Genomic DNA, 26,247 nt, shown 5'->3' on the forward strand with positions numbered 1-26,247 from the left:
CACCGGCCCAGCCCCAGCCGTCGCCGTGCAGGCGTGCCAGGGTGAGAAGGCTCTCGATGCCGCTCGGGCCCAATTCGCCACCGGCGGTGGACTGATCGGGAGAGACGAAAGCGAACAGGCGGCACATGGTTTGATGACCTCGGGAGATTGCGGACTGACAGGCATCGCTTCGGGTGATGCCTCTCGTTCGTTTCTACCGCATCGTCACGGTAAGCGGGTCGTGATGGGCGAGAATGAACAGATGACGGATGCGGCGCTCGAGCGCGAGACTCTCACCTGGGACGGCTTCGGGGATGCGACGCGTGAACTCGCGCGCACCATTCTGGACAGCGGCTTCGTGCCGGAGGTGGTCGTCGCGATCGCTCGCGGCGGACTGCTTCCGGCGGGCGCCATCGCCTACGGGCTCGGCGCCAAGAACTGCGGCGCGATCAATGTCGAGTTCTACACCGGCATCGGCACCGTGCTCGATGCGCCCGAGGTACTGCCGCCGGAGCTGGACATGGCCTACCTCGACGGTCGCCGCGTGCTGCTCGTCGACGACGTGGCGGACTCAGGCCGCACCCTCGCCCTCGCCGTGCAGCTGCTGAACGACAAGGGCGCCGACGTGCGATCGGTGACGATCTACACCAAGCCCACGACGATCATCCAGCCGGACTACGCCTGGAAGGACACCGATCTCTGGATCGACTTCCCGTGGTCGTACAAGGGCACTGTCGTGGAGGAGGACCGGGGGCTTTCGCCTTCCGCGTGACTCATCCGCGCAGCAGCGCGCGCAGGGTCTGAATGGTGTCGGCATCCGCCGGTGTCTTGTCGAGCCGGTACGCCTTCACGCGGGCGAAGCGCAGTGCGATCCCGCCCGGGTACCGGGGCGAACGCTGCACGCCGTCGATCGCGATCTCGACGACGAACTCGGGTCGCAGGAACACGGCCTGCGCCGTGCGGTGCGTCTCGACCGCCGGGAAGCGCTCGGTCTGCCACCGGAGCAGCTCGTCGGTGAGGCCTTTGAACGTCTTGCCCACCATGACGAAACCGCCGGGCTCTACGAATTCCCCTTCGGGGTCGTGCGCGCCGAGATGCAGGTTCGACAGCCAGCCCCGGCGGCGCCCAGACCCCCATTCGGCCGCGAGCACGACGAGGTCGTAGGTCAGCACGGGCTTGACCTTGACCCAGGATTTCCCGCGCCGTCCCGCCGTGTACGGCGAGTCGATCGCCTTCACGACCACGCCCTCGTGACCGGCCGCAAGCGCTTCGCGCGACAGCTGTTCGGCCGCATCGGGATCGTCGGTCACGACCCCTGGCATGCGCCACTCGCCGACCACCCGCTCCAGTTCGGTCAGACGCACCGACAGCGGCTCGTCGATCAGGTCGCGGCCGTCGACGCGCAGCAGATCGAAGAACCAGGGCCTGAGCAGCAGCTCGCGCGAGACGTCGGCGCCGAAGCGCGACATGGTCTGCTGGAAAGGACGCGGACCGCCGTCCTCGTCGAGTGCCAGCGTCTCGCCGTCGAGGATCAGCTCCTGCGCCGGCAGGGATCGCACGATCTCGACGATCTCGGGCACCCGATGCGTGATGTCGGCGAGACTGCGGGTGTATACGCTGACCTCGTCGCCGTCGCGATGAACCTGGATGCGTGCTCCGTCGAGCTTGTATTCGACGGAGGCGCTGCCCGTCGACTCGAGCGCCGCTGCCGGCGTCGCCGCGGTCGAGGCCAGCATCGGCAGGACGGGCCGGCCGACGGCGAGCCCGACGGCGTCGAGGTCCTCGCCGGTTCCGGTGAGAGCGATCAGGGCGGTCTCCCCGAGGTCGCCAGACAGCATCGCCGCGCGGCGGACCGACGCCGCCGGCCTGCCCGAGGCGCGAGCGACGCCGTCGAGCAGTACGCCGGCGAGGGCGCCGGTACGCAGCTCGCCCAGCATCGCACGGGCGAGGAAGTCCCACTCGGTCGCTGTGGAGCGCTCCGCCAGGTCGGCGAGCAGGTCGTGCCTGGCAGCCGCGGACCCCGAGCCGGACGCAGCGGCGAGAGCATCCAGGCCGCGATCGACATCTCCGATCGTCAGACTCGGGGCACTCGCGTGCTCGACCGTGAGACCGGCGATCGTGCGCCATCCGACGCCCAGCCGTCCCTGCCTCGGTGAAGCCTGCAGCAGACCCACGAGAGTCGCGATCTCATGCGGCTCGGCTCTCGTCAGCAGGCGTGCGAGCGCTTCGATCTTGGCGAGCCGCGACGACGTGGCGGCGACATCGTCGGCGGTGGCGACGACCTCCGAGAGCATCATCCCGGCATTCTCGCACCGGATTCCGACATCCGGGTGCTGCCCACCCGGGCGGCACCCGCGGTCCACGCGATCGCGCAGGGGAGACCTCCGTGACGGCGCGATCACGAAGGCTCCCCTGCGGGCGGGACCGCGGATCTCAGCCGTTGGCGACCCGCCAGTCGTGGAACGTCTGCGTCGAGAGCGTCGCACCGGGACCGGGCAGCAGCTCGCGCCGCTCGAGACGAGCGCCGAAGTAGGTGCCCAGCGGGTCGGCCGTGACTTCGCGGTCGTCGTCGCGCAGCCTGAGCTCCCGCTTCGCCATCTCCTGCAGTGAGAACACCTCGGGCCCGGCGAACTCGCCCACGCCGTTGACCGGATCGCCGAGTGCGGTTGCGACGACGGCCGCGGCGACGTCGTCGGCCGCCATCGGCTGGAACAGCGCGTCCGCCACCCTGGTCACGCCCTCTCGCGTTGCCTCCTCGATGATGCTGCGGACGAACTCGTAGAACTGGGTGGCGTGCACGAACGAATAGGCGCGACCTGACTCGACGACCAGTCGCTCCTGGGCCGCTTTCGCACGGAAGTAGCCTCCCTCGCTACGAGCGAGCCTGTCGGTGCCGACCACGGACAGCACGACGTGATGCGAGACGCCCGCGGCGGCGCCGTACGTCAGCAGGTTCAGTGTCGAGGTGTAGAAGAACTCCTCAGCGCCGGCCTCATCGAAGTACGACGAGTTCGAGACGTCGATGAGCGTCTGCGCGCCGTCGAGGGCAGCCTCCAACCCGTCGGCGGTGAACGAATCGACTCCGGTCGCCCGTGCGGCGGCCATCGCGTCGTGTCCGAGCCCGCGCAGCCGCGTGACGACCCGTGCCCCGATCAGGCCGGTGCCGCCGACCACGACGATCCTCATGCGTGCTTCGCCGGGCTGTTCTCGGGCAGCCATTCGGCCAGCGTCGTGGAGAAGATCTGCGCACCATCGACCGGAAGAAGCGTGCGCTCGTCGATGTGCGCGCCGAAGTACTGAGCATCCGGATCGCGGACGACCACGCGCGAGTCGCCTCGGAACTCGAGCCCGCGGCGGATGAACTCGTCCATGGTGAACACCTCAGGGCCGGCGATCTCGATGCCGCCGTTCATCGGGGCGCCGGCCGCAGTCCGCGCCACGGCGGTGGCTACGTCCTCTGCCGCGATCGGCTGGATCAGCGCGCCGGGCAGGCGCACCTCGCCGTCGGTGTCGACGGTCTGCGCGATGCTTCCGATGAACTCGAAGAACTGCGTCGCGTGCACGAAAGAGTAGGGCGTTCCGGATGCCTCGATCAACTGCTCCTGCGCTCGTTTGGCGTGGAAGTAGTCGATGTTCTGCGGGCGGTCGGTGCCGACGATGGTCAGCGCGACGTGATGGCCCACGCCTGCTCGCTTCCCGGCCCCCAGCAGATTGCGGGTCGACGCGGTGAAGAAGTCGAGCACCGCCTGCTTCTCGAACGAGGGCGAGTTGGAGACGTCGACGACCACGTCGGCGCCGGACAGCGCGGCATCGAGACCTTCTCCGGTGACGGAGTTCACGCCGGTGCCCGGGGATGCTGCGACGGCTTCGTGGCCACGCGCGGCGAGTTTCGCGACCACCTTCGAGCCGATGAGGCCTGTGCCTCCGATGACGACGATCTTTGCCATTGCGGTTCCTTCCTTCGTGGGCGGAGTGGATGCTCCACCAGGAATGACCGGAGGCGCCCCGTGGATGTGACAGCGACGGTCAGCCGCGATTCCAGTGCCGCAGCTTATGCGGGTTGCTGACGATCCAGACGGTGCGCACCAGACCAGTCGTCACCTCGGCATTGATGGCGGCTATGACCCTGGCGTCCCGGATGACGGCGAGTCCGGTGGTGCCGTTCATGGCAGTGCGCTTCAGCGATATCTCGGGTGGCATCAGCTCGCAGAGGGCCCTGGCGACCGGATCGCGGCCTTCGCATGAGGTGCCGTCGATGGGTCCCGTGCCACCGCTGTCGATGACGAGCGTCACGTCCGCGTGCAGCAGGGCTCGGACGGCATCCTGCTGTGCGCCGGCGATCGCGACGGCGAGTCGCTTCATCGTCTCGCCCTCGTGGTCCGTCGACAACATCCGCCGCGGGCGCGGGGGACGGGCTGTGCCGCTCACGCGCCGTCCGCGGCGACGTGACCGAGCTTCTGCGGGCTCATCACCCAGAGCAGCCGGGTGATGCCGTCTCGCGACGCCGTAAGGGTCACCATCGTCGTGATCGTGTCGTTCTCGATCAGAGCGACACCGGGCTGGCCGTTCACCTCGACCCATTCGATCGATTTCCCCGTCCAGAAATGGTGCGCGAACGCGGCGATGAACTTCGCGACACGTGTCCGACCGACGACGGGGATGCGTGCCGCGAGTTTCACGCCGTTGCCGTCGGAGTAGCTGACGACGTCGTCGGCGAACAGTTTCTCGAGATCGGCGGCGTCGCCTCTGCGCGCGGCGGAGAGGAAGGCCGCAAGCAGTCGCCGCTGCGCCGATGGCTCGACATCGGAGTGACGCTCCGATGAGATGTGCGTACGGGCCCGGCTCACGAGCTGGCGTGCGCTGACGACGCTCGTAGAGATGATCTCCGCGATCCGGGCATACGGATAGTCGAAGGCTTCGCGCAGGATGTAGGCGGCCCGCTCGTTGGGCGTCAGCTTCTCGAGTGTCAGCAGGATCGCGAACTGCAGCGCCTCGGCCCGCTCGGCACCGAGCGCGGGATCGTCGTCGGTGTTCACCGGTTCGGGTAGCCATGGGCCGATGTAGGTTTCGCGCCGGGTGTGCGCGGAGCGCAGAGAGTTGATGGCCAGCCTGGTGGCGACCGTGGTGAGGAACGCCGCAGGGTCCCTGACCGCGGCGCGGTCGGTGCCCTGCCATCGAAGCCAGGTGTCCTGCACGACGTCCTCTGCGTCGGTCACGGTGCCGAGCATCCGATACGCGATACCGAAGAGTCGCCGGCGCTGCGCGCCGAACACGGCGAGGGCGTCGTCGAGAGCATGCGCAGTTCGATCGTCGGCCGTCATCGTCAACCTCTTCCATCGCGGGGACCTGGCGTGCGCCTCCATTCGGAGTCGCACGGTTCCCCGCTTATCTGACCGTACGGCACTCGTTTCTGTGACATGCGGTCGTCGAAGGCGGAGGCGGCTCGCGCTGACCAGAGCAGATCGACGTGCGCGACCCGGCGATCAGCGGCCGCGGAACCCCGGTCTGCGCTTCTCCTGGAAGGCGGCGAAGCCCTCGCGATAGTCCTCCGTGTCGCACAGCGCGGCCTGCGCGGCGTTCTCGATCTCGACCGCTTCCCACAGCGCCAGACGCTCGTCGCGGATGCGGCGCACCAGCTGCTTGCTCGCGAGGAACGCCCTGGTGGCACCGCCGGCGGTTGCTGCGGCGGCATCCTGCGTCGCCTGTACGACCTCCTCGTCGGGGAACACCCGCGAGAACAGTCCCGCCGTCACAGCCTCGGCGCCCGACATCAGCCGACCGGTGTAGATCAGGTCGAGTGTCTTGTGGTGGCCGAGACGGTCGAGGAAGAGGGCGTGCCCTCCTGAATCCAGTGTCGCGCCGAGCGCGGCGAAGGGAGATCCGATCTTGGCCGTCTCGGCGACGTACACCACGTCCGTGGCGATGAGCAGACCGAGTCCGACGCCGAGACAGGCGCCGTGCGCCACCGCGAACGTGGGCGCGGGGAACTCCGACATGCGCTTGAGGAGAGGAGTGACGATGCCGCCCAGATAGCCGATGACGTCGTCGTTGCGCGGATCGACGGCGGAGATGTCGCGCCCGGCGCAGAACGCGCGCCCCTCACCGCGCAGCACGAGGGCGCGCACACCCGCGCGCTCCGCCTCGTCGTACGCGGCATCCAGCCCGTGCAACGCCTGCTCGTCGAGCGCGTTGAGCCTGTCCGGCGCATTGAGGGTGATGTGGGCGACGTCGCCGGTGTATGCGATGTCGATCATGAATGCTCCTTCGGCTGCGACCGCGGCTGCCGCGGCGACGGGTGGCGGGAGAAGTGCACGGACGGCCGGAGAAAACGGGCCCGGCTTGCCGCCGCCCGGCCGATCTCCAGCCATCTGTATGGTGACACAGCAGCGCCTCACACGTCGTAGTCGACGACGATCCGGTCACTGGTGGGGTGGGACTGGCAGGTGAGCACGTAGCCCCGCTCGATCTCGTCGGGCTCGAGGGCGTAGTTCTCGGTCATCGTGACGCTGCCCTCGATCACGCGGGCTCGGCAGGTGCCGCACACGCCTCCCGAGCAGGCGAACGGGGCATCCGGGCGCACGCGAAGCGCCGCGTTCAGCACCGACTCGTGCGCGTCTACCGGGCTCTCGACGGTCGACGAGACGCCGTCCAGGCTGATCTCGATGCGGTACGCCTTCTCGCCCTTGTGGACCTCGACCGGGCGCGGGCCCCGCTCGGCCGGTGCGTCACCGGTGGTGAACAGCTCGAAGCGCACGTGCTCGCGGGGTACGCCGAGGTCGGCCAGAACCTCGCGGCACAGGTCGACGAGAGCGAACGGTCCGCACAGGAACCACTCGTCGACGCTCGTCGGCAGGATCAGCGTGTCGAGGATCGTGCGCAGCCGCTGCTCATCGATGCGCCCCGACAGCACCGGTGCGGTCCTCTGTTCGCGGGAGAGCACGTGATGCAGCACGAGACGGGTCGGGTAGCGGTCCTTGAGCTCGGCGAGCTCCTCGAGGAACATCACATCGCCGGTCGACTTGTTCGTGTACAGCAGGGTGAAGCGAGTGGTGGCGGATGCCTCCAGCAGATGGTGAGCGAGTGACATCAGCGGGGTGATGCCCGAGCCCGCGGCGATGCCCACTACGTGAGCTCCGTCGAGCTCGGCGAGATCCGACGTGAAGGTTCCCTGCGGGCTCATGACGTCGATCTCGAAGCCGGGGGTGAGCTCGGTCTGCGCCCAGGTCGAGAACAGGCCGCCCTCGTCGCGCTTGACGGCGACGCTCAGGCTCGTGCCACCCGAGGTCGCGGGCGCGGGCGGACGGCACAGCGAGTAGGAGCGCCGCACTTCTGCGCCCTCGAGGTGCACGCGCAGCGCGACGTACTGGCCTGGCTTGTAGTCATAGGCGTGCGCGAGTTCTGCCGGCACCGAGAAACTCACCTCGATCGCGTCATCGGTGAGCGGGCGCACCTCGGAGACGGTGAGGGTGTGGAAACGAGCCCGGTGGCGCGAACCCGCGGGCGCCGTCTCGAGCGGCTCGGGTACGGGCGCGGCATCCGGGATACGGAAAAGCGACATCAGATCACCTTGAAATGGTCGAAGGGCTCCAGGCACGCGCGGCACTCGTAGAGCGCCTTGCACGAGGTGGATCCGAAGCGCGAGACCTCCTTCGTGTCGAGTGATCCGCAGCGCGGACACCGCACGCTCAGCGAGAGCCGGATCGGACCGGATGCCGCAGCGCGGCCGGTCGGCGGTGCGATCCCGTACTCGGCGAGCTTGCGCTTGCCGTCCTCACTCATCCAGTCGGTCGTCCATGCCGGAGTCAGCACGAGGTGCACGTCCACGTCGCCGAAGCCGTCTGCGGTCAGGGCGAGCACGACGTCGTCGCGGATCGCGTCCATCGCCGGGCACCCGCTGTACGTCGGCGTGATCTCCACGCGCACGTGCTCTCGACCGTCGCGGACGCCGACGGACACTCCTCGCAGCACCCCGAGGTCCTCGATGGTCAGCACCGGGATCTCGGGGTCGGCGACACGGGCTGCGACCTGCCAGGCGCGCTCCTGGCGAGTGGTGCGCTGCTTCGTCGTCACCGTGATCACCAGCTCGCGCCAGGGTGTCGCCGGGCCAGCACCTGCATCTCGGCGAGCAGGTGGCCGAATGGTGTGGAGTGGATGCCGCGCCTGCCGCCCGCCGAGGACGCCGCGGCGACGGGCACCTCGAGATCCGCCTCGCGGAACACGGTCTCGACCACCGCGTCGAAGCCCGTGCGCAGCGACGACGGGCGCGCGGCGGCGTCTCCGAGACGTTCGATGAGTGGCTCGTCGCGGAAGAGCTCGTCGGTGTACGGCCAGATGTCAGCGAACGCGCGGATCATCCGCCCGCGGGACTCCTCGGTGCCCCCTGCGAGCCGCAGCACCCACTGCACCGCGTGGTCGCGGTGGTAGTCGACCTCTTTGAGCGACTTCTCCGCGATGGCCGCGAGCGTCGGGTCGGACGACGATCTCAGCGCCCGGTAGAGCTCGTACATGTACGCCGAGGCGATGAACTGGCGCGCCATGGTCTGCGCGAAGTCGCCGTTCGGCTGCTCGACGAGCCATGAACTACGGAACTCTTCCTCATCGCGGAAGTACGCCAGGTCGTCTTCGCTTCGCCCGTCCCACGATCCGGCGTAATGCAACAGCGAGCGCGCGTGACCGAGCAGGTCGAGGGCGATGTTGCCAAGAGCGACGTCCTCCTCCAGCTCGGGTGCTCGCGAGATCCACTCCCCGAGCCGCTGCGACAGGATCAGCGCGTCATCCCCCAGCCACAGTGCGTACTCGGCGACATCAGCAGACGTCGCCCGCTCACCGGTGCCGGCGAGCTCCTCGGAGAGGCGGAGTTCCGCGACGGAGACGTCGCCGTGCACGTTCTCCGCATCGTCGGGGTGCGGGGCGTTCACAGGTGAGGCACCCCCTCGGACGCGGTGTAGTACACGGCGTGACGGTAGTTCTTCCCCGCCGGGCTCTCGAAGAACGCGCCCTTGCCGTCCGGGTCGCTGGTGGTTATCGCCTCCGCAGGGACGACCCAGATCGAGACGCCCTCGCCGCGGCGGGTGTACAGATCGCGCGCGTTGCGCACGGCCATGGCCGCGTCCGGCGCGTGCAGCGAGCCGACGTGCACGTGGCTCAGTCCGCGGTTCGCGCGGACGAAGACCTCCCACAGGGGCCAGGTCTCCTCGGGGGATCCGCCGGGTGTGGCCATCACGCCACCTTCCCCGCCGCGCGCAGGGCCTGCTTGCGGGCATACTCGGCCGCGGCCTCGCGCACCCAGGCGCCCTCCTCGTGTGCTGTGCGGCGCCGTTCCAGACGCTCGGCGTTGCAGGGGCCGTTGCCGCGCAGCACCTCGAAGAACTCGTCCCAGTCGATATCGCCCATCTCGTAGCGGCCGGACTCCTCGTCGTAGCGTAGCTCGGGGTCGGGCAGCGTCACACCGAGGATCTCCGCCTGGGGGACCAGCATCCCGACGAACCGCTGGCGCAGCTCATCGTTCGAGAACCGCTTGATCTTCCACTTCATCGACTGCGCCGAGTTGGGGGACTGGTCATCAGGCGGGCCGAACATGGCCAGGCTCGGCCAGTACCACCGGTTCACGGCATCCTGTGCCATCTGCCGCTGCTCCTCGGTGCCCTGCATCAGGGTAAGCAGGATCTCGAAACCCTGTCGCTGGTGGAACGACTCCTCCTTGCACACTCGCACCATCGCGCGGCCGTAAGGGCCGTACGAGGCTCGGCACAGCGGCACCTGGTTGCAGATGGCAGCGCCGTCGACCAGCCAGCCGATCGCCCCCATATCGGCCCAGGTGGGAGTGGGGTAGTTGAAGATGGAGGAGTACTTCGCCTTTCCGCTGATCAGCTGGTCCATCATCTCGTCGCGGGTGATGCCCAGCGTCTGCGCGGCGGAGTAGAGGTAGAGCCCGTGGCCCGCCTCGTCCTGGACCTTGGCCATCAGGATCGCCTTGCGCTTCAGGCTCGGCGCGCGCGTGATCCAGTTGCCTTCCGGCTGCATCCCGATGATCTCGGAGTGCGCATGCTGCGAGATCTGGCGGATGAGCGTCTTGCGGTACGCATCCGGCATCCAGTCGCGCGGCTCGATGCGCTGCTCGTTCGCGACGAGCTCATCGAAGATGCGCTCCTTGTCGGCGACGTCGCCGTCCACGAGCGACAGGTCTGCGGGGCTGGTCATCATCGACTCCTGAGTTTACTGACCGATCGTTAGGTAATTTTGACACGACGGCATCCTGGGCGCAAGCCCGGTGGGTCAGCGGGAGCGGCTGATGAGTTCGAGCAGCGCCCTGCCGTACCCCTCGGATGGGTCGGGATGCTCGAACCGCAGGATCTCTCCGGCGATCTCGACCTCGACGAGGAAGGAGTCGGTCAGACGGACCAGCCGGCGAAAGGTCCCTCGCAGAAGCTCCCGCAGCTGATCCTCGCGCGGCAGCCACACGGCGTCGGCGAGCCGCACCGAGTCCAGCGCCCATTCGGTCGTGCCGTTGAACGCCAGATCGGTGCCGGTCGGCGTCCGCCGAGCCTCGATGGTCATCTCGCTCACGGTGAAGATCTCGGCCTCGACCTCGAGCTCGACGGTGTCGGGCAGGTCCAGCTGGAAGCGATCGCCGCTGGCCGGATGCCACACCAGTCCGGCATCGCGCAGGGCGACGGCGAGTTCGCGGCTGATCATGACTCCACGCTAGACGAGTGCGGCCTCGCCCCGGCGAGCGTGGAGTCACGACGTACGGTCCTCCCCGGTGCGCCTGTGGATGCTCGAAGACTCATGTCCGCGGGGTGCGGCAGAGTGGAGTCATGGCTTCCCAGAGATCGGCCGAGACCCGCGAGGCCGCCCTCGCCGCGCTGCGCGAACTGGTCGGGCGCTCAGACGTCGATTTCCACGAGGGCCAGTACGAGGCGATCGCCGCGCTCGTCGAGCAGCGCCGTCGGGCACTCGTCGTGCAGCGCACCGGGTGGGGCAAGTCGGCGGTGTACTTCGTCGCGACCCTGCTGCTGCGCCGGCAGGGCGCGGGACCGACCGTGCTGGTGTCACCGCTGCTGGCGCTGATGCGAGACCAGATCGCGGCGGCCGAGCGCGCGGGCGTGCGCGCGGTCGCCATCAACTCCACGAACGCGCATGAGTGGGACGAGGTGACCGCCAGGCTCGATCGGGACGAGGTCGACGTGCTGCTCGTCTCGCCCGAACGGCTCAACAACCCCGCGTTCCGCGAGCAGCAGCTGCCCGCCCTCGTGCGTCGCATCGGGCTGCTGGTGGTCGATGAGGCGCACTGCATCAGCGATTGGGGGCATGACTTCCGACCCGACTACCGGCGCCTTCGCGACCTCATCGCTGGCATGCCGCCGAGCGTCCCTGTTCTCGCCACGACGGCCACGGCGAACAGCCGTGTCGTGGCCGACGTGGTCGAGCAGCTGGGGGTGAGCGGCGGGGACGCCGACGGCCGGGAGGTGCTCACGATCCGCGGCCCGCTCGCCCGCTCCTCGTTGCGCCTCGGCGTGCTTCAACTGCCGGGATCCGCGCAGCGGCTGGCCTGGCTTCTCAGCCATCTCGGCGACCTGCCCGGCTCGGGCATCATCTACGCGCTCACCGTCTCCGCCGCCGTCGACACCGCCAGGCTGCTGCGCGAGAACGGTCACGACGTGCGTGCCTACACCGGACAGACGGATGCCGAGGAACGCGAGGAGTCGGAGCGGATGCTCAAGCGCAACGAGGTGAAGGCGCTCGTCGCGACCTCTGCGCTGGGCATGGGATTCGACAAGCCCGACCTCGGATTCGTCCTGCACCTGGGGGCGCCGTCGTCGCCCGTGGCGTACTACCAGCAGGTGGGACGCGCAGGCCGCGCGAGCGACAGCGCAGACGTGCTCCTGCTGCCGGGTGCCGAGGACCGTGACATCTGGCACTACTTCGCGACCGCGTCGATGCCCGACCGCGAGCGGGCGGAGCGCGTCATCGCCGCGCTGGGAGATGCGCCCGTCTCGACCCCGGCGCTCGAGGCGATCGTCGACATCCGGCGCACTCCGCTCGAACTGCTGCTCAAGGTGCTCGACGTCGACGGCGCCGTGCGCCGCGTGCAGGGCGGCTGGATCGCCACCGGCCAGCCGTGGAAGTACGACGCGGAGCGCTATGAGCGCATCGCCGCCGAGCGACGGGCCGAACAGCAGCACATGATCGAGTACGAGCGGACCGACGGCTGCCGGATGGAATTCCTGCAGCGCTCGCTCGACGACGACACAGCGCAGCCATGCGGCAGATGCGACAACTGCGCCGGGTCGTGGTTTCCACGCGAGATCGCCGCGGATGCGGGCGCTGCGGCGAGTTCCTCTCTCGATCGCGTCGGCGTGCCGATCGAGCCGCGTCGACAGTGGCCGACGGGTGCCGAGCGGCTGGGTGTTGCGGTGAAGGGGCGCATTCCCGCAGACGAGCAGGCGGGGGAGGGGCGCGCTCTTGCACGACTCACCGATCTCGGCTGGGGCGGCGCGCTGCGGGAGATGTTCTCGGCGGGGGCGGCGGATGCACCGGTGTCGGCGCCGGTGATGGATGCCTGCGTGCGGGTGCTCGCCGCGTGGGACTGGGCTCGCAGACCGGCGGCCGTCGTCGCTGTGCCCTCGCGCTCACGACCTCTGCTGGTCGAGTCGCTCGCACGTGGACTGGCGGAAGTGGGGCGGCTGCCGTACCTGGGTGCCCTCCAGGGGGCGAACGGCGGGCCGAGCGGTGGACCCGGAGGTAACAGCGTGTTCCGACTCGCCGGCCTCTGGAACCGCTTCAGTGCCGATGGCATCGACATCCCCTCCGGCCCTGTGCTGCTCGTCGACGATCAGGTCGACAGCAGATGGACGCTCACGGTCGCCGCTCGGGAGCTCCGCCGTGCGGGCGCGACCGAGGTGCTGCCCTTCGTTCTCGCGTTGCGGGGCTGACGGCGGTCGCGCCCGTCGTGCTCACTCGATGTCGACGCGTGGGATCGAGGCGAGCAGCGTCTGCGTGTATGCGTGCTGAGGAGCATCGAAGACTTCGCTCATCGTGCCCGTCTCGACGAACTCCCCGGCGTTCATGACGACCACGTCGTCCGCAACGTGCCGGACGACGCCGAGGTCATGGGACACGAAGAGGTACGCAAGTTGGAACTCCTGCTGCAGATCGTCGAGCAGGTTGAGGATCTGCGCCTGGATCGACACGTCCAAGGCGGAGACGGGCTCATCGAGCACCAGCACCTGCGGGTTCAGCGCGAGTGCGCGGGCGATGCCGACGCGCTGACGCTGACCGCCGGAGAACTCGCCGGGCCGTCGCTGCGCCATCTCGGCGCTGACCCCGACGCGGTCCAGCAGGTCGTTTACGTCGTCGCGCACGTAGCGTCCGGTGATCCGCAGCGGCTCGGCGACGATCTCGTGCACGGTCATACGCGGATCCAGCGCGGAGTAGGGGTCTTGGAACACCATCTGCATGCGCCCGCCCAGGCGACGACGGCGGCGGGAAGGCAGGTTCGTGATGTCCTCCCCGAAGGCGTGCACGGTGCCGGCCACGATCGGGCTGAGCCCGAACAGCGCACGGATGAGCGACGACTTGCCGCATCCGGATTCTCCGACGAGCCCGAGCGTCCGCCCCGCGTGCAGCTGCAGACTCACTCCGCGGACCGCCTGCACGCCTCTCCCTCGGCTGACCGCGCCGCGGCGGCCGTAGGTGACGTGGAGGTCGTCGACCTCGATCAGCGCGTCGGTCATGATGCCTTCCCCTCTGCTGCACCGACCAGTTCATCGGCGAAGTGGCACGCCGAGCGCGATTCGTTGGGCCGCAGCTGGAGCAGCGGTCGTGATTGAGTGCATTCCGACCGCCCTGCGGAGAGCTCGCAGCGGGGCGCGAACGCGCAGCCCGGTGGCCGCAGGCGCGGCGAGGGCGGGTTGCCGGGGATCGCGTAGGCACGCTCGTCGCCCTCGGACAGCAGGCTCCGCAGCAGTCCCTGAGTGTATGGATGCGTCGGGTGCAGGAAGATCTCGCGCACGGTGCCGCTCTCGACGATCCGGCCGGAGTACATGATGATCATCCGTGAGGCGTTCTGTGCGGCCAGCGCGAGGTCGTGCGTGATCAGCACGAGCGCCGAAGAGAGCTCTTCACGGGCCTTGGCCAGGGTCTGCATCACCTGCGCCTGTACGGTGACGTCGAGTGCCGTGGTCGGCTCGTCGGCGATCAGGAGCGCCGGGTCGTTCGCCATGGCCATCGCGATCACTGCGCGCTGGCGCATGCCGCCCGACCACTCGTGCGGGTAGGCGCGGGCACGACGGACGGGATCGGGGACGCCGACCCTGCCCAGCAGGGCATGCACCCGCTCGCGAGCGGCAGACCGGGAGACATTCTGGTGCAGGCGTACCGCCTCCGCGAGTTGCGATCCGATCCGGCGGATCGGGTTGAGCGCAGTCATCGGGTCCTGGAAGATCATGCCGAAGTCGCGCCCGCGCCTGCGCCGCAGTTCGCGATCGGTCATCCCGATCAGTTCCTGGCCTCGCCAGCGGATGGATCCTTCGGTGACCTCCAGGCCGACCGGAAGCAGGCCCATGATCGCGAGCACGGTGAGACTCTTACCCGACCCGGACTCGCCCACGATGCCGACGACCTCGCCCTCGTCGACCGTGAACGAGATGCCGTCGACGAGACGGACCGGGGCCCCGGAGGGGTCGTGCGTCGTGATCACGAGGTTCTCGACCTCCAGCATCGGAGGCTGTGCGGCTGGGGGCATGTCAGCGGACCTTCCGGAGCGGTTGGGTGTTCTCGGCGGTGTACCTCTGGCTGAAGAACTGTGCTCCCCCGACTACGAGGAAGATCGCGAGGCCGGGAATGATCGACTGCCAGGGAGCGATTCGCAGGTACTTCTGCCCGTCGAGGATGAGCCCGCCCCAGGTCGGATCCGGGGGCTGGATGCCGAGGCCGAGGTAGTCGAGCCCGGCCTGCAGCAGGATCACGGAGCCGATGCTCGTCACGGCGACGATGAGCATCTGCGGTACGACGTGGGGGAGGATGTGAGTCCAGATCACCCGGGGAGACGAAGCGCCGAGCATCTGCGGTGCGAGGACGAAATCGCGGTGTCGCAGCGACAGCGCCGTGGCTCGGGCGAGGCGGGCGAAGCTCATCCAGTGCGTGAAACCCAGCACCAGGATCATGAGCAGTGCGCTGGGGCCGAAGATCGCTGAGAGGGCGATGAGCAGCAGCACGGCGGGCATCGCCAGGCTGACGTCCGTGACCAGGGCGATGACGCTGTCGAACCAGCCGCCGAAGAAGCCCGCGAGAAGGCCGAAGACCATGCCGACGAGCATGTTGAGCACGATCACCGCCGCCGTGATCCACAGCGTGGTCGTACCGCCCGCCGCGAGGCGGCTGAGCAGGTCGCGGCCGACCGCGTCCGTGCCCAGCGGATGGGCGGGGTCGACGAAGGGGGCGAGACGGGCTGCCGAGAGGTCTTGCCCGTACGGGTCGAACCCCGGCCATAGATGCACGCACACGATGGCGATGACCGTGACGAGGACGACGATGCCGCCCAGGTTCGACAGGACGCGGCCCCGGCGCGGATGCGGGCGGCGACGACCGCGTGGCGAAGGATCGGTCTGCGCGATCGTGACGGTGTCGGTCATGGTCACGACGTCAGCGGACGTCACGGTGTCGGTCATGAGAGCTTCACCCGGGGGTCGATGAGGGAGTAGAGGATGTCGACGGCCACGTTGACGACGACGAAGATCAGCGAGACCACCAGCAGGCCGGCCTGCACGACGGCGAAGTCGCGTTGGCTGACGGCGCCGATCAGCGCTGTTCCGATGCCGGGCCAGGCGAACACCTGCTCGACGATGATCGTGCCGCCGAGGAGACCGGCAAGGTTGAGGCCGGCGACGGTGAGGACGGGCAGGAAGGCGTTGGGGAGCATCTCGGAGAGGACGACCGACCGGTGGCCCTTGCCTCGGGCGTACGCGGTGCGGACGTAGTCCGCGGTGGTCTGCTCGCCGAGCGCGGCGTCGAGCAGTCGCACGTACAGCACGAACTGCGCAGTGGCGATCGTGGCGACGGGTAGGACCAGTGACGGCGTGCCACTGTAGCCCAGGCTGGGCAACCAGCTCAGCGCGACCGAGAACACCAGCACCAGCACGACGCCGAAGAAGAAGTCGGGGACCGACTGGCGCAGCGACCCCGTCCAGACGAACAGCGCCCGCAGGGTGTGACTGCCGGTGATGTGGATCAGCGTGGCAGCGATCACGGCGAGCACGAGGCCGATCAGGAAGGCAGTGATCGCCAGCGTGATCGTCGCGGGCAGCCGTTCGGCGATGATGCCGATCGCCGACTGGCCGGGATTGCGGTACGAGACGCCGAAGTCGCCGCGCAGCAAGCCGGTGAGGTAGTTGAGGTACTGCACGCCGAGCGGGTCGTTGAAGCCGAGTTTGCCGTTCAGCTCGTCGATCTGCGCGGTCGTGGCGCCCTCGGTGAGGATCAGCGCGGCCGGCTTGCCCGAAGCGCGCCCGAGGATGAACGCGATCGTTACGGCTATGAACAGGGTCGCGATCGCCTGCAGGACTCTGCGGACGAGGTATGAGGCCATCTCGGACTCTCCGTCTCAGGCGGGTGGGTTGGAGGCGGGAAGAGCGTGTGGGGCCGCGCGGATTCGCGCGGCCCCACACGAGGCTCAACCGTCGGTGCGGGCGATCTCCGCAATGCGGTAGATGCCGTCGACAGCGGGTGCCCAGTCCAGGGAGGTCGAGGCCGCGTAGGCGTTCTTCGCCTGCCAGAGCGGGATGCTGTAGACGTTCTCAGTGTTGTGTTCCCAGATCTCGCGGAAGACCTGCACCCGGTCCTCTTCGCCTGCGGCCTGCTGCTCGAGATACTTGGCAGCCAGTTCGGGGTCGCGAGCGTAGTCCTCCGGACCGCCGGCGAGCAGCTGCGAGACGACGACGTCGCCGTCCATGCTCGAGGGCGACCAGTGATTGAGGTACAGACCGGTGATCTGGTGATTGGCGATGCTCAGGCTGAGGCTCGACTGCTCGGAGCCGACGAGCTTGATGTTCAAGCCGATCTCCCCGAGGTTGCCCGCGATGGCCTGAGCCACTTCGGCGTCGGTGGGGCCGCCGCCGGTGCTGGCGTACTGCAGAGTGATCTCCTCGCCGGCGTAGCCGGATTCATCGACGAGCTTCTTCGCCGCGTCCTGGTCGAAGTCGGGGGTCGGGTAGTCCTCGACGTAGCCGGTGACGCCCTCGGCGACGAGCTGTCCGGTCGGCGTGCCGAAGCCCTCGAGGAGTTGGTCGATGATCTGATCGCGGTCCACAGCGATCGCGATCGCACGGCGCACGTCGGCATTCTGCAGTGCCCCGGCGGTCGTGTTGACACCGAGCAGCGTGACCTTGTTCGACGTGGCCTCGACGACGCGCGCGGTTCCGGAGCCCTCGATGACGGGCACTTGGTTCTCGGGGATGATCGCGGCGTCGAGGGTGCCGGACTCCACGCCCGTGACACGTGCGTCAGAGGCGCCGACGAACGAGAAGGTCACGTTGTCGAGCTTGGCGGCGTCGCCCCAGTAGTCCGCGAAACGCTTGACCTGGTAGTCCACACCGTGATTCCAGGCGACGAAGCTGTACGGGCCGGTTCCCACCGGCGCGTCGGCGAACTTCGCGCCCTTGGCCTCGTAGTCGGCTTCCGGGACGATACCGATCGTGCCGACCTGGCTCAGCCAGGCGCTGAACGGGTTCTTCAGGGTGAAGCGGATGGTCTTCTCATCGACCTCCTCGACCGTGTCGATCATCGCGATGGCGACGCGGTTCGTGGAGGTGTCGCTCGCCAGGATCTTCTCGTAGGTGTAGACGATGTCGGACACCTTCAGTTCGGTGCCGTCGTGGAACTTCACCCCCTCGCGGATCGTGAACTCCCAGACGTCCTGGGTGTCGTTCGAGGTCCACGATTCGGCGAGGCCGGGTTGGATGGAGCCGTCGGACGCGATGCGGGTCAGGCCGTCGAACACGGCGTAGTACATGTTCCACGCCGACAGGGAGCGCATCATGATCGGGTCGATGTTCGCGGGCTCCGCCGGCATGGCAAGCGTGGCGGATCCTCCGGACGTGTCGCCGGATCCGGAGGACCCGGATGACGCGGCGGACCCCATGCATCCGGTGAGCAGCGCGGCGCTGACGGCGAGGGCGGCGCCGATGCCGGCGAGCCGCAGCAGTGCGGGCTTGTGGGTGGACATAGCTTCCTCTCTTGCGACATGCGGTCCATTCCGCACGTCGACCAGGGTTCGGGTGAGGTGAGGGATGTTTCGGGCGTTCACGCCGCGATGAAGACGCCCATCTGGGGCAGGTTCGGCACGGCGAACTCGGTGATCTCATGAGACTCGAGGTCGATCACGGCGATGCCGTCCCACGGCCCGCGGCTGGTGGACCCGCCTGTGAGGACCGCCTTGGGGCGGCCGTCCGGCGAGTCGAGCCACTCGGTCGGGTTCTCGTGCCCCTTGTCGAGGGGGACGACGGTCTCGGTGCCGGTGGCGAGATCGCGGATCGTCAGGCTCGGCCCGAGGGTGGCCCCGCCGATCGGCCCGACGCCGACGACCAACAGTCGGCCGTCGGAGGTGAGTCCCACGCCGTGCTGGTGGGAATCGGCGGTCATGGGCTCGGTGTCGTACTCACGCGTCTCGGGTGAGTAGATCACGAGGCCCTGACCCTGGAAGGGCAGGTACAGGGTGCCGTCCTGCGCGACCGCGGCGTAGTGCGGCTTGTAGTGGGAGAGCAGGCCGAGTTCGGTGCCGAACGGAGCGACCTCCACTCGTGTCACCGTGTGGTCTGCGACCGTGATCGTGTGCAGGGTGAACGAGTCGTGGTCGATCGTGTACACCTCGTGGCCGCTGGGGGAGATCTGCACGTCGAACGGGCGGTCGCCCACCTCGAAGGAGTCGGTGAACGCCCCGGTCGCCGGGTCGAAGCGCTCCACCGTCGACAGGCGACCCTCACGATGAACGCCCGCATAGACGGCCGATCCGTCGGGCGTGACCACGACTCCGGTCCCGCCGGCGCGGTACTCGCCGTACGCGATGTCGTCGGGCTGGTCGATGTAAGGCACCAAGGCGAGACGCTCGCGGGAGTCGAGATCGACGACCGCCAGGCCTTCTGCCGTGGTCACATAAGCGCGACGCGATGGCTCGTGGGCTGCGATCGCCCAGGGAGCCGCCCCGACGACGGTCTCGCTCTGCACCGGGCTTTCCCGATCGGTCAGATCGACGAAGGCGATGCGGTCGGAATGGCTCTCCGTTACGACGAAGATCGCGCCGTTTCCCGTCCCGTGAATGCTTCGTGCCATGTCGCTGGTCGTCCTTGTCCGTGAGCCGGAGGGCGCCGGTCTCACTCATCGTCGAGTGGGTATCGAGGGCGGGTCGCACGCGTCGAGTAGGTCTGAGAGTGCTGCGATATGCCGCGTGTGACGTATTACCGAAGGTATACCAAAATCGGATCGATGTGAAGGTGCGGGAGTAGATCGGCGTAAATGCAGGAGATTTCAGGCCTCTGACGCGTGGAAATGGTATACCTATGCCCGCCCAGTCGGCCATTGACGATGAAGAGCCCCGACGAGCAGGCCGCCGGGGCTCCTCTGTTGCGGGATGACGATTCAGCGCAGGTCGTACACCCGCTTGTACTTGCCCTCGCTGCGCGGCAGTGCACCGGGCTCCTCCAGGCGCACCGCGACACTCGAGCCGATGTGGGTCTTGATGCGCTCGGCCAGCACGACGGCGGCGGCCTCGCACACCTCGCGATCCAGATGGGGGTGCCGCTCGATACGCACCGACATGGCGTCCATGCGGCCTTCGCGGGTGAGTTCGATCACGAAGTGCGGAGTGAGGTGCTCGATGCCGAGCACGAGTTCCTCGATCTGGGTGGGGAACAGGTTCACGCCGCGCAGGATGATCATGTCGTCGTTGCGACCGGTGATCTTCTCGATGCGCCGCATCGCCGGCCGAGCGGTACCGGGCAGCAGCCGCGTGAGATCGCGTGTGCGGTAGCGTAGAACGGGAAAGGCCTGCTTGGTCAGGGATGTGAACACCAGCTCGCCGATCTCTCCGTCCGGGAGGGGACGCCCTTCGTCGTCCACGACCTCGGGGAGGAAATGATCCTCCCAGATGTGCGGGCCGTCCTTCGTCTCGACGCACTCGTTGCCGACGCCCGGTCCCATCACCTCGCTGAGTCCGTAGATGTCGAGAGCATCGATGCCGAGGCGTCGTTCCAGCTCGGCGCGCATCTCGTTCGTCCAGGGCTCTGCGCCCAGCACGGCGACCTTCAGCGATGTCGACGCGGGATCGATGCCCGCCTCCTCCATGGCGTCGGCGATCGTGAGCAGGTAGCTCGGCGTGCAGAGGATCGCATCCGGCTCGAAGTCGCGGATCAGCTGCACCTGCCTTGCCGTCTGGCCGCCGGACATCGGGATGACGGTCGCACCGAGGCGCTCGATTCCCGCGTGCGCGCCGAGCCCACCGGTGAACAGCCCGTACCCGTAGGCGTTGTGCACCTTCATCCCTGGGCGCACGCCGGACGCGCGCAGCGACCTGGCGATGAGGTCCGCCCAGTTGGAGAGATCCGTCTCGGTGTAACCGACGACGGTCGGGCGGCCCGTCGTCCCCGACGATGCGTGCACACGGCGTACCTGTTCCATCGGCACGGCGAACATGCCGAAGGGGTAGTTCTGCCGCAGATCCTCCTTGGTCGTGAACGGCAGCAGCCGCACGTCCTCGAGCGATCGGATGTCGGAGGGGGCCACCCCGGCCTCGTCCAGCGCGCGGGTGTAGTGCGGCACGTTCTCGTACGCGTGGCGCACCGTCCACTGCAGTCGATCGAGCTGCAGCGCCTCGAGCTCGGGCCGGGACAGCCGCTCGGCGGCGTCGAGGGTGTCTGCGGCCGGTTCTGTCATCATCGACATCGGGAACTCCGGTTCGGATCAGCGCGTCATTCGGCGGCGCGGTTGGTGGTGAGGGAGCGGCCACGGAACTCGGCGACGACATCGCCGCTGTCGTCGCTCACCGTGACGTCGTACAGACCCGATCGTCCGCTGACGACGCGTCGCACAGCTGTCGCGGTGAGCGTCTGCCCCGCACCTGTGGACTTGAGGAAGGTGATGTCGGCGCCGGCGGCGACGGTGACGCGCTCATCCTCGTTGCAGGCGATCGCGAAGGCGGTGTCGGCCAGGGTGAACACCAGTCCGCCGTGCGTGATCGCGAACCCGTTGAGCATGTCCTCGCGCACGCGCATCGACACCACAGCGCGTCCTGGTTCGTCCAGTTCGACGACCATTCCGAGCGATGCGGACGCGGCGTCCCGCTGCATCATCGTTCTCATGCCGGCACCGCCTCCTCGGCCACAGTCCCGATCGGTTCCTTGTTCACCAGCGTGAGCACGTCGTACGTGGCGACGATCTCGTCGTCCTGATTGCGAATGACGGCGTCCCAGCGCACCTCGCCGTATTCATCGGTTTCTCGCGGCGTGATCTGCTTGGCCGTGAGCACGACGCGGATGCTGTCGCCCGGCGAGACGGGCGTGATGAAGCGCAGGTTCTCCAGGCCGTAGTTGGCGAGGACGGGACCGGGCTCGGGGTCGACGAACAGCCCGGCGGCCCAGGAGACGAGCAGGTACCCGTGCGCGACCCGTCCTGGGAAGAACGGGTTCGCTGCGGCGGACTCCTCGTCCATGTGGGCGTAGAAGGTGTCGCCGGTGAAGTGCGCGAAGGTCTCGATGTCGGCCAGCGTCACCTCGCGTGAGCCGGAGGAGATCTGGTCGCCGATGCGCAGTTCCGCAAGCGACTTGCGGAACGGATGCCGGCCGTCGGCGTTCGCCGCAGAGCCTGCATGCCAGACCCCCGTCAGGGCGGTCAGCATCTCGGGTGATCCCTGGACTGCGGTGCGCTGCATGTGGTGGAGCACCGCGCGGATGCCGCCCAGCTCCTCGCCGCCGCCTGCTCGCCCCGGACCGCCGTGCACGAGGCCGGGAAGCGGCGATCCGTGGCCGGTCGACGAGCGTGCGTCGTCGCGGTCGAGCAGCAGCATCCGTCCGTTGAACGGTGCGATGCGCGTGGCCAGCTCGACGGCCTGGGCGGGGTCGTGGGTGGCGACGCTCGTGACCAGCGAACCGCCACCGAGCGCCACGAGTTCGGCGGCCTCCGCGGTCGTCTCATAGGTGAGCAGCGACGAGACGGGGCCGAAGGCTTCGACGTCATGCACGGCGCCGGATCGTCCGTCGTCGAAGCGCAGCAGCACAGGCGACACGAAGGCGCCGTCGGGAGCCGGACCTGTGGTGCCGTCGGCGTGGAGGACGACCGGGACGTCGGTCGACCCGACGACGACGCGGCCACCTGCGTCCTGCAGAGCCCGAACCTGGCGGAGCACCTCATCGCGCTGCGCCGTGGAGACCAGCGGTCCCATGGTGACGCCGTCGCCGCGAGGGTCGCCCAGCACGGTCTTGTCGGCGATGCGCGCGCGCACCGCCTCGATCACATCGTCCGCCACCGCGGATGGGACGATCGCGCGGCGGATCGCCGTGCACTTCTGACCCGCCTTCGTCGTCATCTCCACGACGAGCTGGCGGACGTAGGCATCGAACTCGGGAGTGCCGGCCACGGCATCGGTGCCGAGCACCGATGCGTTGATCGAGTCCGTCTCGGCGGTGAACCGCACCCCTCCGGTCTGCACCGACGGGTGTCGGCGCAGGTGCTCGGCGGTGGAGGCGCTGCCGGTGAATCCCACCAGGTCGCCGAGGCGCAGGTGATCGAAGAGGGCGGGGACGCTGCCGTTGATCACCTGCAGCGAGCCTTCGGGCAGCAGCCCCGATTCGACCAGGATCCGCACCATCGCCTCGGTCAGGTAACCGGTGGGCGTTGCGGGCTTGATCACGGTGGGCATCCCCGCGAGGAACGCCGGCGCGAACTTCTCCAGCGGTCCCCACACCGGGAAGTTGAAGGCGTTGATCTGCACCGCGACGCCGGGCAGCGTGGTGTACACATGGCGCCCGAGGAAGGAGCCGTCCTTCGACAGCGGCTCGACGGGGCCGTCGACGTGCACCGTGCTGTTCGGCAGCTCGCGGCGTCCTTTGCCGGAGTACGAGAACAGCACGCCGATGCCACCGTCGATGTCGACCCACGAGTCGGTCTTCGTGGCGCCGGTGCGGGCCGACAGTGTGTAGAGCTCATCCTTGCGCTCGGTGAGGGCGAGCGCGAACTGCTTGAGCAGCAGAGCGCGCTGGTGGAAGGTGAGGCGGGCCAGACTCGCGTGCCCCACGGTGCGCGCGTACTCGAGCGCGCCGGGCAGGTCGAGGCCGGTGGTGCTCACCCTGGCGATGACCTCTCCGGTCGAGGCGTCGCGCACCTCGGTGGCATCGGCGTCATCGTGCGGCATCCACCACTGGCCCTGAACATAGCTCGGGAGGTAGTCGGTCATCAGTTCTCCTCATTCCAGTCGTAGAAGCCGCGCCCGGATTTGCGGCCGAGGTGCCCGTCGGCGACCATCCGGCGCAGCAGTGCAGGGGGTTGGAATCGCTCGCCCAGCTCGCGGGCGAGCTCCTCGGCGATGCCGAGGCGCACATCGAGTCCGACGAGGTCTGTGGTGCGCAGCGGGCCGACGGGGTGGCGGTATCCGAGGGTCATGGCGGCGTCGATGTCGGATGCCGATGCGACACCTTCTTCGAGCATCCGAATCGCCTCCAGACCGAGCAGCACGCCGAGGCGCGAGGACGCGAAGCCGGGGGAGTCCTGCACGAGAATCGGAGTCTTGCCCAGCGCGTCGACCCAGCTTCGGGCCGCGTCGACGACGGCGGCCTCGGTCGCCGAGCCGCGCACGATCTCGACGAGTGCCGATGCGGGCACGGGGTTGAAGAAGTGCAGACCCAGGAATCGCGACGGATCGCGACGGCCGGCGGCGAGGTCGTCGATCGAGATCGACGAGGTGTTCGAGGCGAGCACCGCGGAATCGCCGAGGACGGCGTCGACGCGTGTGAGCGCGTTCTCCTTGAGGCCGCGGTCCTCGGGAACCGCCTCGATCACGAGGTCCGCGCCGCCGAACGTGGCGACGTCGGTGCCGGCCGAGAAGCGTGCGGCGACCTCGGCGATGTCGAGCGCGGCGTCCCTCTCGGCCGAGCGGCGGATTCCGTCGCCCACGCGCTCGGCGGCGGCATCCGCGCTCGCCGTGTCCCGTTCGATCACGGTCACCTGCGAACCTGCGAGCAGGAACGCGTGCGCGATCCCCGCCCCCATGCGTCCTCCGCCGAGGACTCCGACGGTCTTCGGTGCGCTCATCAGCGGGCCCCTCCCGCATCGCTGTCGCGGCCGCGCTCTGCGCGTCGCTCGAGGAACTCCGTCATGCGACGCCTCTTCTCGTCGCTTTCGAACAGTTCCGCCTGCAGTTCGCGCTCGATGTCGGGATGCTCCGGTCGAGGCGCCCGCAGAGCCCGCTTGGTGTATTGCGTGGCGAGCGGATCGTTCGCGGCGATGCGGTCCGCGATCGCGTGAGCGGCCGCGAGCAGCTCCTCGCCGGGGTGGATCGCAGAGATCAGACCCCACGCCAGTGCCTCATCGGCGCCCAGCACGCGGCCGGTGAGCAGCAGCTCGCTCGCGCGCGACGCTCCCACAATCTCCGGCAGCCGCCAGGTCGCGCCGGCTGCCGCGATGATGCCGAGCCCGGTCTCGGGGTTGCCGATCTTCACGCTGGGGGCGGCGATGCGGATGTCGGCGGCGTAGGCGAGCTCGGCGCCTCCGCCCAGAGCGTAGCCCTCCACAGCGGCCACGACCGGCATGGGCAGCTCGGCGATGCGGATGAAGGCGGTCGCGTTGATCGCCCGGCGGGCGTCATCGGCCCGACGCTCGCGCAGCTGGGCGATGTCAGCGCCGGAGGCGAACACACCGCGGGACCCGGTCAGGATGAGCGTGCGCGGCTCGGCTTCGAGCTCGGCGCACAGCTCGTGGAGCACGTCGATCGTCTCCTGGTCGATCGCATTGCGCTTGTCCGGACGGTTCAAGGTGGCCACGACGCGGTCGTCGCGACGCTCGACGAGCACCGGGCCGCTCATGCCACGCGCTCCAGGATCATGGCGGTGCCCTGCCCGACTCCCACGCACATGGTCGCGAGCCCCAGCCCTGCGCCCTCTCGCTCCATCCTGCCCATCAGCGTGACGGTGATGCGGCACCCGCTCGATCCGAGAGGGTGTCCGAGCGCGATGGCCCCTCCATCGCGATTGACGATCTCGGGGTCCAGTCCGAGGCGGTGGATCGACGCCAGTGACTGCGTCGCGAAGGCCTCGTTCAGTTCGACCGCACCGATGTCCGAGACCGACAGCCCTGCTCGTTTCAGCGCACGCTCTGTCGCCGGAACAGGGCCGAGGCCCATGATCTCGGGCGCCAGCGCCGCCGAGGTCGCTGTCACGATGCGGGCACGGGGCGTGAGGCCGTGACGGCGCACGGCCTCGGCGCTCGCGACGACGACTGCGGATGCGCCGTCGTTGAGCGAGCTCGAGTTGCCTGCGGTGACGACGCTGCCGCCCGCGACGACGGGACGCAGCCCCGCGAGTGCCTCGAGGCTCGTGTCGCGGCGCGGTCCCTCATCGACCGCGACGTCGCCTGCCCGGGTGGGCACGGCGACGATCTCTGCGTCGAACCGGCCGGCATCGATGGCGGCCACGGCGCGCTGCTGACTCCGCAGAGCGAACGAGTCGGCATCCTCGCGGGTGATGCCCTCGCGACGGGCGACTTCCTCAGCGGTCTCGGGCATCGAGTACGTGGCCTTGTCGCGAGCCAGCAGTCGCGGATTCGCGAAACGCCAGCCGATCGACGTGTCGAACGCGTCGCCGGGCTTGGCCCAGGCGCGTTCGGGCTTGCCCTGCACCCAGGGTGCGCGGGTCATCGACTCGACTCCTCCTGCGACCATGAGCTCGGCGTCGCCGGAGCGGATCGCCTGTGCGGCCATCGCGATCGCCGACATGCCGGATGCGCACAGGCGGTTCACGGTGATGCCTGGCACCTCATCGGGTAGCCCGGCGAGAAGCACGGCCATCCGGGCGACGTTGCGGTTGTCCTCACCCGCCTGGTTCGCCGCTCCGAGGATCACCTCTTCGACGGCGCCGTCGGGGACGCCGGCTCGATCCACTGCGGCGCGCACCACCAGCGCGGCGAGGTCGTCGGGCCGCACTCCGGCGAGCATTCCTCCGTAACGGCCGACCGCGGTGCGCACTCCGCCGACGAGAAAGGCGTCCGTCATGATCCATCTCCGTTGCGTGG

At 68.7% G+C, this 26,247-nt stretch carries 26 protein-coding genes; 2 read left to right on the top strand and 24 right to left on the bottom strand.

Annotation, left to right across the window (positions count from 1 at the left end; translation table 11 throughout):
- Nucleotides 1–241: 241 nt before the first annotated feature.
- Nucleotides 242–751, top strand: a complete 510-nt coding sequence (locus tag RIN43_RS05095; RefSeq protein WP_309128115.1) for a phosphoribosyltransferase — start codon at nt 242–244, stop codon at nt 749–751.
- 1 nt (nt 752) lies between these two features.
- On the opposite strand, the gene RIN43_RS05100 is transcribed toward RIN43_RS05095, so the two are convergent.
- From RIN43_RS05100 to RIN43_RS05155, 12 genes are all read right to left on the bottom strand, one after another.
- Nucleotides 753–2,276, bottom strand: a complete 1,524-nt coding sequence (locus RIN43_RS05100; RefSeq protein ID WP_309127808.1) for an ATP-dependent DNA ligase — start codon at nt 2,274–2,276, stop codon at nt 753–755.
- 136 nt (nt 2,277–2,412) lie between these two features.
- Nucleotides 2,413–3,165: an SDR family oxidoreductase gene (locus RIN43_RS05105; RefSeq protein ID WP_309127809.1), complete on the bottom strand. Its 753-nt coding sequence runs from the start codon at nt 3,163–3,165 to the stop codon at nt 2,413–2,415.
- Nucleotides 3,162–3,926 carry an SDR family oxidoreductase gene (locus tag RIN43_RS05110; protein ID WP_309127810.1) on the bottom strand — a complete coding sequence of 255 codons (765 nt, stop codon included), beginning with the start codon at nt 3,924–3,926 and terminating at the stop codon, nt 3,162–3,164. The genes RIN43_RS05105 and RIN43_RS05110 overlap by 4 nt, the downstream gene beginning before the upstream one ends.
- Nucleotides 3,927–4,005: 79 nt before the next feature.
- Complete coding sequence (locus tag RIN43_RS05115; RefSeq protein ID WP_309127811.1) at nt 4,006–4,341, bottom strand: hypothetical protein; 336 nt, start codon at nt 4,339–4,341, stop codon at nt 4,006–4,008.
- Between the two features lie 62 nt (nt 4,342–4,403).
- A complete protein-coding gene (locus tag RIN43_RS05120; protein ID WP_309127812.1) occupies nt 4,404–5,300 on the bottom strand; it encodes an RNA polymerase sigma-70 factor in 897 nt (298 codons plus the stop codon).
- Between the two features lie 162 nt (nt 5,301–5,462).
- Nucleotides 5,463–6,233, bottom strand: coding sequence for an enoyl-CoA hydratase/isomerase family protein (locus tag RIN43_RS05125; protein WP_309127813.1), 771 nt, complete (start codon nt 6,231–6,233; stop codon nt 5,463–5,465).
- A 137-nt stretch (nt 6,234–6,370) separates the two neighbouring features.
- A complete protein-coding gene (gene paaE / locus RIN43_RS05130) occupies nt 6,371–7,537 on the bottom strand; it encodes a 1,2-phenylacetyl-CoA epoxidase subunit PaaE (RefSeq protein ID WP_309127814.1) in 1,167 nt (388 codons plus the stop codon).
- A complete protein-coding gene (gene paaD / locus RIN43_RS05135) occupies nt 7,537–8,055 on the bottom strand; it encodes a 1,2-phenylacetyl-CoA epoxidase subunit PaaD (RefSeq protein ID WP_375163710.1) in 519 nt (172 codons plus the stop codon). Before paaD ends, paaE begins: the two co-directional genes overlap by 1 nt.
- Complete coding sequence (gene paaC, locus RIN43_RS05140; protein WP_309127816.1) at nt 8,055–8,897, bottom strand: 1,2-phenylacetyl-CoA epoxidase subunit PaaC; 843 nt, start codon at nt 8,895–8,897, stop codon at nt 8,055–8,057. The genes paaD and paaC overlap by 1 nt, the downstream gene beginning before the upstream one ends.
- On the bottom strand, nt 8,894–9,199 hold the full coding sequence (paaB, locus tag RIN43_RS05145; protein WP_309127817.1) for a 1,2-phenylacetyl-CoA epoxidase subunit PaaB: 306 nt from the start codon (nt 9,197–9,199) through the stop codon (nt 8,894–8,896). Before paaB ends, paaC begins: the two co-directional genes overlap by 4 nt.
- Nucleotides 9,199–10,179 (bottom strand): 1,2-phenylacetyl-CoA epoxidase subunit PaaA, encoded by a 981-nt coding sequence (paaA, locus tag RIN43_RS05150; RefSeq protein ID WP_309127818.1) that lies wholly within the window; start codon nt 10,177–10,179, stop codon nt 9,199–9,201. The genes paaB and paaA overlap by 1 nt, the downstream gene beginning before the upstream one ends.
- A 75-nt stretch (nt 10,180–10,254) precedes the next feature.
- On the bottom strand, nt 10,255–10,674 hold the full coding sequence (locus tag RIN43_RS05155) for a pilus assembly protein CpaE (protein ID WP_309127819.1): 420 nt from the start codon (nt 10,672–10,674) through the stop codon (nt 10,255–10,257).
- A gap of 122 nt (nt 10,675–10,796) precedes the next feature.
- On the opposite strand from RIN43_RS05155, the gene RIN43_RS05160 reads away from it, so the two are divergent.
- A complete protein-coding gene (locus RIN43_RS05160; RefSeq protein WP_309127820.1) occupies nt 10,797–12,914 on the top strand; it encodes a RecQ family ATP-dependent DNA helicase in 2,118 nt (705 codons plus the stop codon).
- A 21-nt stretch (nt 12,915–12,935) separates the two neighbouring features.
- Here the strand turns inward: RIN43_RS05160 and RIN43_RS05165 are convergent, their stop codons facing one another.
- The 12 genes from RIN43_RS05165 to RIN43_RS05220 form a co-directional block, all read right to left on the bottom strand.
- Entirely contained in the window at nt 12,936–13,715 is a 780-nt protein-coding gene (locus RIN43_RS05165; protein WP_309127821.1) for an ATP-binding cassette domain-containing protein, read from the bottom strand.
- Entirely contained in the window at nt 13,712–14,725 is a 1,014-nt protein-coding gene (locus tag RIN43_RS05170) for an ABC transporter ATP-binding protein (RefSeq protein ID WP_309127822.1), read from the bottom strand. Before RIN43_RS05170 ends, RIN43_RS05165 begins: the two co-directional genes overlap by 4 nt.
- 1 nt (nt 14,726) lies before the next feature.
- Nucleotides 14,727–15,650, bottom strand: a complete 924-nt coding sequence (locus RIN43_RS05175; protein ID WP_309127823.1) for an ABC transporter permease — start codon at nt 15,648–15,650, stop codon at nt 14,727–14,729.
- Nucleotides 15,647–16,567, bottom strand: coding sequence for an ABC transporter permease (locus RIN43_RS05180; RefSeq protein WP_309127824.1), 921 nt, complete (start codon nt 16,565–16,567; stop codon nt 15,647–15,649). The genes RIN43_RS05175 and RIN43_RS05180 overlap by 4 nt, the downstream gene beginning before the upstream one ends.
- 84 nt (nt 16,568–16,651) lie before the next feature.
- Complete coding sequence (locus RIN43_RS05185) at nt 16,652–18,202, bottom strand: ABC transporter substrate-binding protein (protein WP_309127825.1); 1,551 nt, start codon at nt 18,200–18,202, stop codon at nt 16,652–16,654.
- 77 nt (nt 18,203–18,279) lie between these two features.
- Nucleotides 18,280–19,305, bottom strand: a complete 1,026-nt coding sequence (locus tag RIN43_RS05190) for a hypothetical protein (protein ID WP_309127826.1) — start codon at nt 19,303–19,305, stop codon at nt 18,280–18,282.
- A 306-nt stretch (nt 19,306–19,611) separates the two neighbouring features.
- On the bottom strand, nt 19,612–20,907 hold the full coding sequence (gene paaK, locus RIN43_RS05195; protein WP_309128116.1) for a phenylacetate--CoA ligase PaaK: 1,296 nt from the start codon (nt 20,905–20,907) through the stop codon (nt 19,612–19,614).
- A gap of 32 nt (nt 20,908–20,939) precedes the next feature.
- Nucleotides 20,940–21,329, bottom strand: coding sequence for a hydroxyphenylacetyl-CoA thioesterase PaaI (paaI, locus tag RIN43_RS05200; RefSeq protein WP_309127827.1), 390 nt, complete (start codon nt 21,327–21,329; stop codon nt 20,940–20,942).
- Nucleotides 21,326–23,419: a phenylacetic acid degradation bifunctional protein PaaZ gene (paaZ, locus tag RIN43_RS05205; protein ID WP_309127828.1), complete on the bottom strand. Its 2,094-nt coding sequence runs from the start codon at nt 23,417–23,419 to the stop codon at nt 21,326–21,328. Before paaZ ends, paaI begins: the two co-directional genes overlap by 4 nt.
- On the bottom strand, nt 23,419–24,273 hold the full coding sequence (locus RIN43_RS05210; protein ID WP_309127829.1) for a 3-hydroxyacyl-CoA dehydrogenase family protein: 855 nt from the start codon (nt 24,271–24,273) through the stop codon (nt 23,419–23,421). The genes paaZ and RIN43_RS05210 overlap by 1 nt, the downstream gene beginning before the upstream one ends.
- Nucleotides 24,273–25,043 carry an enoyl-CoA hydratase/isomerase family protein gene (locus RIN43_RS05215; RefSeq protein WP_309127830.1) on the bottom strand — a complete coding sequence of 257 codons (771 nt, stop codon included), beginning with the start codon at nt 25,041–25,043 and terminating at the stop codon, nt 24,273–24,275. Before RIN43_RS05215 ends, RIN43_RS05210 begins: the two co-directional genes overlap by 1 nt.
- Nucleotides 25,040–26,227: an acetyl-CoA C-acyltransferase gene (locus tag RIN43_RS05220; RefSeq protein WP_309127831.1), complete on the bottom strand. Its 1,188-nt coding sequence runs from the start codon at nt 26,225–26,227 to the stop codon at nt 25,040–25,042. The genes RIN43_RS05215 and RIN43_RS05220 overlap by 4 nt, the downstream gene beginning before the upstream one ends.
- Nucleotides 26,228–26,247 lie beyond the last annotated feature (20 nt).

The sequence above is a fragment of the Microbacterium sp. genome, assembly GCF_031178445.1.
Lineage (GTDB): Bacteria > Actinomycetota > Actinomycetes > Actinomycetales > Microbacteriaceae > Microbacterium.

Coding starts and splice junctions, on each gene's coding strand:
- RIN43_RS05095 (WP_309128115.1), top strand. CDS start 242: ATGACGGATGCGGCGCTCGAGCGCGAGACTCTCACCTGGGACGGCTTC.
- RIN43_RS05100 (WP_309127808.1), bottom strand. CDS start 2,276: ATGATGCTCTCGGAGGTCGTCGCCACCGCCGACGATGTCGCCGCCACG.
- RIN43_RS05105 (WP_309127809.1), bottom strand. CDS start 3,165: ATGAGGATCGTCGTGGTCGGCGGCACCGGCCTGATCGGGGCACGGGTC.
- RIN43_RS05110 (WP_309127810.1), bottom strand. CDS start 3,926: ATGGCAAAGATCGTCGTCATCGGAGGCACAGGCCTCATCGGCTCGAAG.
- RIN43_RS05115 (WP_309127811.1), bottom strand. CDS start 4,341: ATGAAGCGACTCGCCGTCGCGATCGCCGGCGCACAGCAGGATGCCGTC.
- RIN43_RS05120 (WP_309127812.1), bottom strand. CDS start 5,300: ATGACGGCCGACGATCGAACTGCGCATGCTCTCGACGACGCCCTCGCC.
- RIN43_RS05125 (WP_309127813.1), bottom strand. CDS start 6,233: ATGATCGACATCGCATACACCGGCGACGTCGCCCACATCACCCTCAAT.
- paaE (WP_309127814.1), bottom strand. CDS start 7,537: ATGTCGCTTTTCCGTATCCCGGATGCCGCGCCCGTACCCGAGCCGCTC.
- paaB (WP_309127817.1), bottom strand. CDS start 9,199: ATGGCCACACCCGGCGGATCCCCCGAGGAGACCTGGCCCCTGTGGGAG.
- paaA (WP_309127818.1), bottom strand. CDS start 10,179: ATGACCAGCCCCGCAGACCTGTCGCTCGTGGACGGCGACGTCGCCGAC.
- RIN43_RS05155 (WP_309127819.1), bottom strand. CDS start 10,674: ATGATCAGCCGCGAACTCGCCGTCGCCCTGCGCGATGCCGGACTGGTG.
- RIN43_RS05160 (WP_309127820.1), top strand. CDS start 10,797: ATGGCTTCCCAGAGATCGGCCGAGACCCGCGAGGCCGCCCTCGCCGCG.
- RIN43_RS05165 (WP_309127821.1), bottom strand. CDS start 13,715: ATGACCGACGCGCTGATCGAGGTCGACGACCTCCACGTCACCTACGGC.
- RIN43_RS05170 (WP_309127822.1), bottom strand. CDS start 14,725: ATGCCCCCAGCCGCACAGCCTCCGATGCTGGAGGTCGAGAACCTCGTG.
- RIN43_RS05175 (WP_309127823.1), bottom strand. CDS start 15,650: ATGACCGACACCGTGACGTCCGCTGACGTCGTGACCATGACCGACACC.
- RIN43_RS05180 (WP_309127824.1), bottom strand. CDS start 16,567: ATGGCCTCATACCTCGTCCGCAGAGTCCTGCAGGCGATCGCGACCCTG.
- RIN43_RS05185 (WP_309127825.1), bottom strand. CDS start 18,202: ATGTCCACCCACAAGCCCGCACTGCTGCGGCTCGCCGGCATCGGCGCC.
- RIN43_RS05190 (WP_309127826.1), bottom strand. CDS start 19,305: ATGGCACGAAGCATTCACGGGACGGGAAACGGCGCGATCTTCGTCGTA.
- paaK (WP_309128116.1), bottom strand. CDS start 20,907: ATGATGACAGAACCGGCCGCAGACACCCTCGACGCCGCCGAGCGGCTG.
- paaI (WP_309127827.1), bottom strand. CDS start 21,329: ATGAGAACGATGATGCAGCGGGACGCCGCGTCCGCATCGCTCGGAATG.
- paaZ (WP_309127828.1), bottom strand. CDS start 23,419: ATGACCGACTACCTCCCGAGCTATGTTCAGGGCCAGTGGTGGATGCCG.
- RIN43_RS05210 (WP_309127829.1), bottom strand. CDS start 24,273: ATGAGCGCACCGAAGACCGTCGGAGTCCTCGGCGGAGGACGCATGGGG.
- RIN43_RS05215 (WP_309127830.1), bottom strand. CDS start 25,043: ATGAGCGGCCCGGTGCTCGTCGAGCGTCGCGACGACCGCGTCGTGGCC.
- RIN43_RS05220 (WP_309127831.1), bottom strand. CDS start 26,227: ATGACGGACGCCTTTCTCGTCGGCGGAGTGCGCACCGCGGTCGGCCGT.